The organism is Salinisphaera sp., assembly GCF_035690525.1.
In the GTDB taxonomy this organism is placed as follows: Bacteria; Pseudomonadota; Gammaproteobacteria; order Nevskiales; family Salinisphaeraceae; genus Salinisphaera.
In genome coordinates this window covers 1-7,971 of record NZ_DASSKM010000033.1, presented here as the reverse complement: position 1 = coordinate 7,971, position 7,971 = coordinate 1, and the positions used below count along the sequence as shown (strand labels likewise).

General features: G+C 65.7%; 5 protein-coding genes and 1 pseudogene. 1 reads left to right on the top strand and 5 read right to left on the bottom strand.

What is annotated here, in order from left to right:
• The 5 genes and pseudogenes from VFJ08_RS02050 to VFJ08_RS02030 all read right to left on the bottom strand — a co-directional run.
• A pseudogene (locus VFJ08_RS02050) lies at positions 1–492 on the bottom strand (hypothetical protein); the annotation flags it as partial.
• A 173-nt stretch (positions 493–665) separates the two neighbouring features.
• Positions 666–1,622: an ADP-glyceromanno-heptose 6-epimerase gene (gene rfaD / locus VFJ08_RS02045; protein WP_324994639.1), complete on the bottom strand. Its 957-nt coding sequence runs from the start codon at positions 1,620–1,622 to the stop codon at positions 666–668.
• A complete protein-coding gene (locus VFJ08_RS02040; protein WP_324994637.1) occupies positions 1,619–2,713 on the bottom strand; it encodes a glycosyltransferase family 4 protein in 1,095 nt (364 codons plus the stop codon). The genes rfaD and VFJ08_RS02040 overlap by 4 nt, the downstream gene beginning before the upstream one ends.
• 5 nt (positions 2,714–2,718) lie before the next feature.
• Positions 2,719–5,550, bottom strand: coding sequence for a bifunctional [glutamate--ammonia ligase]-adenylyl-L-tyrosine phosphorylase/[glutamate--ammonia-ligase] adenylyltransferase (gene glnE / locus VFJ08_RS02035; RefSeq protein WP_324994635.1), 2,832 nt, complete (start codon positions 5,548–5,550; stop codon positions 2,719–2,721).
• Positions 5,551–5,716: 166 nt separating this feature from the next.
• A complete protein-coding gene (locus VFJ08_RS02030) occupies positions 5,717–6,781 on the bottom strand; it encodes a glycosyltransferase family A protein (protein WP_324994633.1) in 1,065 nt (354 codons plus the stop codon).
• Positions 6,782–6,915: 134 nt separating this feature from the next.
• Here VFJ08_RS02030 and VFJ08_RS02025 point away from each other — a divergent pair, with 134 nt between their 5' ends.
• Positions 6,916–7,776 (top strand): polysaccharide deacetylase family protein, encoded by an 861-nt coding sequence (locus VFJ08_RS02025; RefSeq protein ID WP_324994631.1) that lies wholly within the window; start codon positions 6,916–6,918, stop codon positions 7,774–7,776.
• The last annotated feature ends 195 nt before the right edge of the window (positions 7,777–7,971 follow it).

The following is a 7,971-nucleotide window of genomic DNA, read 5'->3' as shown; positions in this document are numbered from 1 at the left end:
GTAACGCCAGCGCAATTGGAGCATGCGGCGCGCCGCATGCGAGTTGCCGATGGCGGCGGGCAGCCGCGACAGCGCATCGCGTTTTGCCTCGTCCTCGCCATACAACCAGGCGGAACCGTGCTCCCAGTACAACGAACGGCGCGGGCCCAGCACGTCGAGCATTCGCGACTGCTGCCCCAACCGGTTCCATAACAGCGCGACGTCACACTTCTGACGGGCGACGATACGGCGCGACCAAGCCCGGCGCAGCGCCCGCGGCCAGCGCGGAATCTCGATGCCGCTGCATTTCTTCTCGAAAGCCAGATCGGAAAGCACTTCGAGAGCCGCCGCATGCTGCGGATGCACTTCCTTGCTACAGGCGACCGCGGTCTGGCCGACGCCGGAACGCGTGGCCGCCCGCGGCGCGAACGCCGCGAACTGCTGTTCAACCCCGCCGAAACCCGACAGGCTCACATAATGCGCGATACGTAGCGCTTCCGACACTTCCGACACGCCGCGTATCTAGGAGCCTGCCGAACTCAGGATGATTCTACTGCGCTGGTGGGACACCGGCATAAATTTCCCCGATTTCTCGTTACGTAGAACCACTATGCGCCTCAAAATCGTGAAAATTTCTGCTCGCCGTCCCACCATGCTCGCTACGAACCCCCGAGTCCGACAGGCTCCTAGCCGCGAACGGCCAGCCAGTCGAGATAACGCGGCACGCCCTCTTCCACCGGCATGAAATCGTACGGATAACCCGCGTTGTTCAGCGCGGCCATGTCGGCTTCGGTAAAGCTCTGATAGCGGCCGACCAGCGCCTCGGGAAATTCGATATAGCGTTTCTCGCCGCGACCGTGCCAACCGATCACCGCGTCGGCGACCTCGTTGAACGTCTGCGAACGTCCGGTTCCGCAATTGAATATGCCCGAGACCTGCGGATTGTCGAGCAGCCAGAGATTGACCGCGACCACGTCGTTGACATGGATGAAATCCCGGCGCTGTTCGCCGCTGCCGTAGCCCTGTGAACCGGCGAACAGCCGGCATTCGCCGTCTTCGGTAATCTGGTTCGAGAAATGCCGCGCGACGCTCGCCATCCGGCCCTTGTGGCCCTCGCGCGGGCCGTAGACGTTGAAATAGCGCAGACCTGCCACCTGCGAATCGGCCGTATCCGCCGTATCGGCCTGCGCCCGCACATATTGATCGAAAGCGAACTTGGAGAACGCATACATGTTGAGCGGCTTCTCGGCATCGCGGCGTTCGACGAATTCCGGGCCCATGCCGTAGACCGACGCCGACGAGGCGTAGAGAAACGGCACGCGATGCGTTTGACACCATGCGTGCAGCGTCTTCGAATAAGTGAAGTTGCGCGCCATCACGTAGCGTCCGTCCCATTCGGTGGTGTCCGAACAGGCGCCTTCATGAAAGACGGCTTCGACGGTGTCCGGCATGGCGTCGGCGGCCATGCGGCGCTCGAGTTCGTCGTATTCGAGGTAATCCGAGAAGTCCAGATCGGCCAAATTCAGGCACTTATGACCATTGGCCAGATCGTCGACGATCAGGATATCGCGCATACCGCGCGCATTGAGCCCGGCGACGATATTGCTGCCGATGAATCCGGCGGCGCCGGTAACGATAATCATCTTAATCGATCCTCTTGCGACAAACCCGCCACGTCCGCGCCGATTTCCGCGTACCAGCGCCTATAGCGCCCGGCCATGGCCGCGGCAGTATAACCGGCGACGCGCGCGCGGGCGGCGGCCGCGAGCCGCTGCGCCAACGCCGGATCGTCGCGCAATCGCTGCACGGCAAAAGCGAGAGCGTACGCATCGCCCGGCGGCACGAGCAATCCGTTGACCTCGTGCTCGATGATTTCGGGGATGCCGTCGACATCGCTGGCCACGATCGGCAGGCCGGCCTGCATGGCGTCCAGTAGCGTCGAACCCAGCCCCTCGTGGCGCGACGGAAAGACGAAGATATCGAAGGCCGCCAGATGATCGCCCACGTTGTCCACATGGCCGGTGAAAAACACCTGCGGGGCCAGGGTATCCGCTGCGGCCGCGGCCGCGCGCAAAGCGGTCTCGTCGCGGCCGCCACCGACCAGCACGAACCGCCAGCCGTCGTCGCTCTCGCCCAGCCGCGCCGCCGCGGCCAGGGTGTCGTACTGGCCTTTCTGCGAATCGTCGAGGGCGCCGACCTGGCCGACGATGCACGTGCCGCCCCAGCTTGCGCGCAGCGACGCGGCCGCCTCGCGATCGACGGCCAATGCGCCGGCCGCGCTCGGAATACGGATGACTTCGAGGCCCGGCAGGTAAGCCGTCATGACGCGCCCGATCGCCTCCGACAGCACGGCGACCCCGGCCGCGCGACGATACATCGCGCGCGTCGTCCGCGATCCGCCCGGCCGGTTGTCCACACGCCGCGTGATGACATAAGGCGCGCCGACCAGCCGGTTCGCCGCGTGGGCGAAGTGGGCGCCGTGGCCGTCATGGGCATGCAGCAAACCGCCGCGGGCCTTGCCGACGTGCGCGATGAACGGCTTGCCGATGGCCCGGATCTCCAGCTTTGGCACATCCGCCAGCCGCGCGGCCAACGGCTGATCGCGCCGGCCGATGAAGCGCTGCGGCATACCGTGGCCCGCCAGCTCGCGGATCAGAAGCTCGGTCTGTCGCTCGCCGCCGCGGAAACCGCGGGCGAGATTGACGTGGGTGAGAACACGCGGGTCCGCTGCCATCCGGCTCACTTGCTATCGTCATTGCTATGGCCATCGGCCGGCCCGCCGCCGGCCCGACTCGCCGGCTCGTCGATCCAGCGGTCCCACAGCTCGGCGACCGCTTGGCGCTCGGCCTCGCGCCGGCTGTCGCGATCGATCATCGCGCGCTGGCGCTGCAGGGCCGCGGCGTGCGCCACGCGCCGGTAATCGCGATAGGCGCGCGTCATCGCGCGGATATCCTCGTAGTCGGCGCGCCCGGCCGACTCCATGGTCTCGAGAATACGGATGGCGTCGGTGAAGATCAGCAGTTCAGGACAGTCGTGGCCATAGGCGAGCGCTACGTACTGGGCCATGAACTCGATATCGATCAGCCCGCCCGGCATCTGCTTGACGTCCCAGCGGGCGTCGCTGGTCTCGTCCTTCACTTCGTGCATGCGCCGGCGCATCGACCGGACCTCGGCCGCCAGGGCCGCCGGATCGCGCTCGGTGGCCAGAAGCTCCCGGCGCAGCTCCGCGAATCGCGCGCCGAGTCGCTCATCCCCGGCTACCGGCCGGGCACGCACCAGGGCCTGGTGTTCCCAGGTCCAAGCCTGTTCGCGCTGATAGCGCGCGAACGCCTCGATATGCGTCACCATAAGCCCGGCATTGCCTGAGGGCCGCAGGCGCATATCGATCTCGTAGGCGCGCCCGGCCGGGGTCGCGGTCGACAGGATATGGATCAGCCGCTGCGCCAGCCGGGTGAAAAACACTTGATGGGTCAGTTCACGCCGCCCGCCCTGCGTTGGCGCTTCGGACGAACTGTCGTAGACGAACACCAAGTCCAGATCCGAGGTGTAGCCCAGTTCCAGCCCGCCGAGCTTGCCGTAGGCAATCACCGCGAACGGTGCGTGCTGGCCATCGTCGAGGCGCGGCTCGCCGTAGCGATCGCTCATCTGGTCCCAGGCGATACCGAGCGCCGCATCCAGCACGACCTCAGCGAGCGCGGTGAGATGATCGGACACGATCATCAACGGCATGGCGTTGGTCACGTCGGCGGCGGCGATGCGCAGCATGGCCTTCTGCGTGAACCGCCGCAGCGCATTCATGCGCTGATCGAGATCCAGTATGTCGAAGGCGGCCAGGTCCTCGGCCAGTTCGGTTTCTATCTCGGACCGGCGCGGCGGGTGGTAGAGCTGCCGCGGATCCAGGAATGAATCGAGCAGCGCCGGCTGTTCGGCAATGCGCTCGGTTATCCACTCGCTGGCCCCGCACAATCGCATCAGCGTGGACAACGCCGCCGGGTATTCCACCAGCAGCGCGATGTAATTGCTGCGCCCGACGATCTCGCTAACGACCGACAAGGTCCGCTGCACTGCGCGCTCCGGCGTGTCGGTATGGGCCGAGGCGACGATGACGGCCGGGATCAGCTCGCCCAGCCAGCGCCGGCCGCGCGCCTCGAGAATACGATAGCGGCGCTGGTCCTTGAGATCGGCCAACGCCTGGCGCACCGCCGCGGTATCTTCGATGCCGTAGCGCTCGAGCAGGTCGTCGGCCTTTTCGTCGGACAGCGTTTCTTCCCAGAGCGCTGCCAGCGCGGCGTGCTCGCGATCGCTGGCGCGGGCCTTGTGTTTGGAATCTGGGGTGGCGAAAACCCGCTCGAACAACGCATGCACCTCGCTGCGCATCCGCTCGGTCTCGGCGGCCAAGGTGTCGCCGTCGGCCATCGCCATAGCGCGCGCAAGCCGGGCGCGCTCGTCGGCGTCCTCGGGAAACTCGTGGGTCTGGCGGTCGTCGACCATCTGCAGGCGATTTTCCAGCCGACGCAGAAAGACATAGCCGGCGTCGAGCCGCTCGGCGGTCTCGCCCTCGAGATGGCCGGCATCGGCCAGCCGCGCCAGCATCGGGCGCAGCCGGTTGTCCCGCAGCTCCGATTCCTGGCCGCCCCGCACCAGTTGAAAGACCTGGGCCAGAAACTCGATCTCGCGAATGCCGCCATAGCCGAGCTTGATATTGGCCTGGGAATCGCGGCGGGCGACCTGGCGGTCGATCATAGTTTTCATTTCGCGGATCGACTCGAACGCGCCGTAGTCGAGATAACGCCGATAGACGAATGGCCGCAGCGTATCGATCAGGCGCTGCCCGCCTTGGATATCCCCCGCCACCGGGCGGGCCTTGATCCACGCATAGCGCTCCCACTCGCGCCCGTGTGCCTGGTAGTACTGCTCCATCGCCGCGATCGAGCCGACCAGCGCGCCGGCGTCGCCGAACGGGCGCAGCCTCGTGTCGACGCGATAGACGAAACCTTCGGCGGTGGATTCGGCCAGCAGCCGGATCGTGCGCTGGGCCACGCGCCGGCAATAGCCGGCCGCGTCCAGATCGGCGTCCGGTTCAACGCCGTTATAGCCGTCGTAGGAAAAGATGAGGTCGATATCGGACGAGAAATTCAGCTCGCGCCCGCCGAGCTTGCCCATGCCGATCACGATCAGGCGCACGGGCTCACCCTGGCGATTGCGTAGCGCCCCGTAGCGCTCGGCTACCCGGGCCTCGGCCTGTTGTAGCGCCGCCTCGATGCAGCGATCGGCCAGTTCGCTCAGCGCGTCCAGCGTGGCATCGAGCGCGTCCAGGCCGGCCAAGTCGCGCATGGCGATGATTGCCAGACTTTCGTTGCGATAGGACCGCAGCGCCCGCATAAAGCCGTCGTCGTCGCCGGGTACCGGGGCTTCGCCCGGCGCCGGATCACGCGACGGATCGAGCCGCCCTTCGTGCGCTACGGTGCGTAACCGTTCGGGTTCACTTTCGCACCACCGATCGACGAACCGGCTCAAACCGGCGATCTCGTCGCGCAACTGATCAGACGGCTGCGTGCGATTCGCGCTCATCGGTGGACTGTCCTATACGGCCGGGCTGTGCCCGCAGTGTATCGGCCCCGATGGCCCGCGTGGTGGATTCGTGGCAAGCCGGCCCAAACCAACCAATACGGTGGTCAGCTGAAGTGGCGGCGCCAAGCCGCGCGCCGCCAAGATATCGGCAGGCTATTGCGATCCATCACCCGTACCGCTGCATTCGCCGCGCATCGTTCAGATCGGCGAGAACAGCGCGCGGCAGGCGATACGATAACGAGCAGGCAAGAAATTCGCGCCACACGCCGGCGGCATCGTCCCTCGACGCTTTACGGCAGAGTTGACCCCATAACCGCGCAACGAGACGCGAAAATGCCGGCTCGGGGTAGCGCCGGAAGCGCTGATTGGCCGCGACCAAACGCGGTAGCCATCGGCTCGCCCAACGCACATATTCACGGTCCATCGGCCGCCCGGCATGCGCTTCAAACAGCTTGCGGCCGCTGTAGATCAGGTTGTGATAAACCAGATCTTCTTCGTCGTACGTCATGCCGAGCGCGTCGAGTTGGGCGGCCTGGATATCGCGCCGGCGCGCGCGGGCTTCGAGCGCGCGCGCACTTGAGGCCTGGGTCGGGTGCACCCGGTATTCGGTCAGCGGCCGGGGAATGATGGCGAAACGGTGGGAGCCGACCATGCGACCCCACAGATGATAATCCTGTGCGACCGGGAAGTCCGAGTCGTAGCCGTGCCGATGCAGCACCTCGGTGCGAGCCATTACGGTCGGGTTATGGATGATCCCGCAGAACAGCAGATAGCTGATCACGGCATCCGCGGTGAGATAGCGCTGCTTGTTGCGATTGGGAGGCAAACGCTGCCCGTTCTCGTCGATCGTGTGCCACCAACTGCCCACCACGTCGATCGTCGGATGGGCTTGCAGAAACGCCACCTGCGTGGCCAAACGGTCGGGCATACAGCGATCGTCGGCATCGAGCATCGCGACGAACTCGCCGCGGGCGCATCGTAACGCCTCGTTGCGCGCCCACGGCCGGCCGCGATTGCGTTGTTGGCTTATCAGCCGCACGCGCGAATCGGCGCGTGCGCGGGCGGCACACACCGCGGCCGTATCGTCGGACGAGCCGTCATCAACCACGATCAACTCGAAATCGGTCCAACTCTGCGCCAGCACGCTCTCGATCGCCTCACCGATGTAACGCCCGGCGTTGAACGCCGGTATCAGTACGCTGACGCGCGGGTGGACGGGCTGTTCGCTCATCGACGATCCTCGGGCATGGGTGACGGCAACGGGCGGCCGGGCTGCCCATATCGTCGCAGGCGGCTACGATAACGCATCATGCGGCGCGCCCGACCGCCGCCGCGTTTGACCGTTGACCCAGGTTATCTATCGATATGTCGCGAAAACCGACGCAGCCGGCCATCTATTTCGGCCACGGCGTGGCCGACCCTATGTCCGCGCCCGAAATCAGTTCCGATCGCCTCACGCACGTGCATCCGGACGATCTGGACAGCTTCGTTCGCCGCTACGGCCGTTACGCCGTGCTGACCTTCGACGACGGCTACGCGGACAACCTGCTCGCCGCGCTGCCGATTCTGGAACGCTACGAGCAACGCGCCACGGTGTTCGTGACCACCGGATTCGTTGCGCGCCGCCACGCGCTACTCGCCCGGGTTGCCGCTGCCGTGGCACGCCGCCTGGATTGGGAGCGCGCATCGATGCGCGATCTTATCGACAGCAGCGGGCTGGACGCGCCGGGCGTCTACGCCGCGCTTCGCGATCGCCTCAAGACAATGACCGTGGCCGATCGCCTAGCCGCGCAACAAGCACTGATGCGCGACTACGACCTGAGCACCGCTCAGCTCACCGCGGATTATCTGGACCGGGCGCAGCTCGATCGATTGGCCGCGCACGAGCTGATCACGATCGGGGCGCATACGGCGAGTCACCCGGACCTGCGTTATTGCACCGACACCGAACTGGTCGATGAGCTCGTGGACGCGCGTCGGGAGCTCGAATCCTGGCTCGGTCGAGCGGTGGACACATTGGCCTATCCGTTCGGCGATACCGACGCCCGGGTTCGACGCGCCGCCGCGCGGGCCGGCTATCGTCGCGCCTACGTCACCGAAACGCCGAACTGGCGCAGCCGGATTCCGTTTTATCGCCGGCTCGATATGCCTCGCATCGATCTCAGTGGCGAAGTCCGCCGTATGCGGCGGCGCGATCGCAAGCACACGCGCCAGGCATCCGGTTAAGCCGGCGGCGCCGGGCAATCGGGCAATCGCCGGGCAATCGACCAGTCAATCGACTAGACACCATGGGTTGACCTGCCCGTCCTCAACGAACGTGGGTTACGTTGAGGACGGGAACGTTCCCAAGCAGAGCCACATTGAGGAGGGCAGGTCATGACCGAGTTTAGCGTTTATGTCGGGTTGGATGTACACAAGGAC

Coding starts and splice junctions, on each gene's coding strand:
- rfaD (WP_324994639.1), bottom strand. CDS start 1,622: ATGATTATCGTTACCGGCGCCGCCGGATTCATCGGCAGCAATATCGTC.
- VFJ08_RS02040 (WP_324994637.1), bottom strand. CDS start 2,713: ATGGCAGCGGACCCGCGTGTTCTCACCCACGTCAATCTCGCCCGCGGT.
- glnE (WP_324994635.1), bottom strand. CDS start 5,550: ATGAGCGCGAATCGCACGCAGCCGTCTGATCAGTTGCGCGACGAGATC.
- VFJ08_RS02030 (WP_324994633.1), bottom strand. CDS start 6,781: ATGAGCGAACAGCCCGTCCACCCGCGCGTCAGCGTACTGATACCGGCG.
- VFJ08_RS02025 (WP_324994631.1), top strand. CDS start 6,916: ATGTCGCGAAAACCGACGCAGCCGGCCATCTATTTCGGCCACGGCGTG.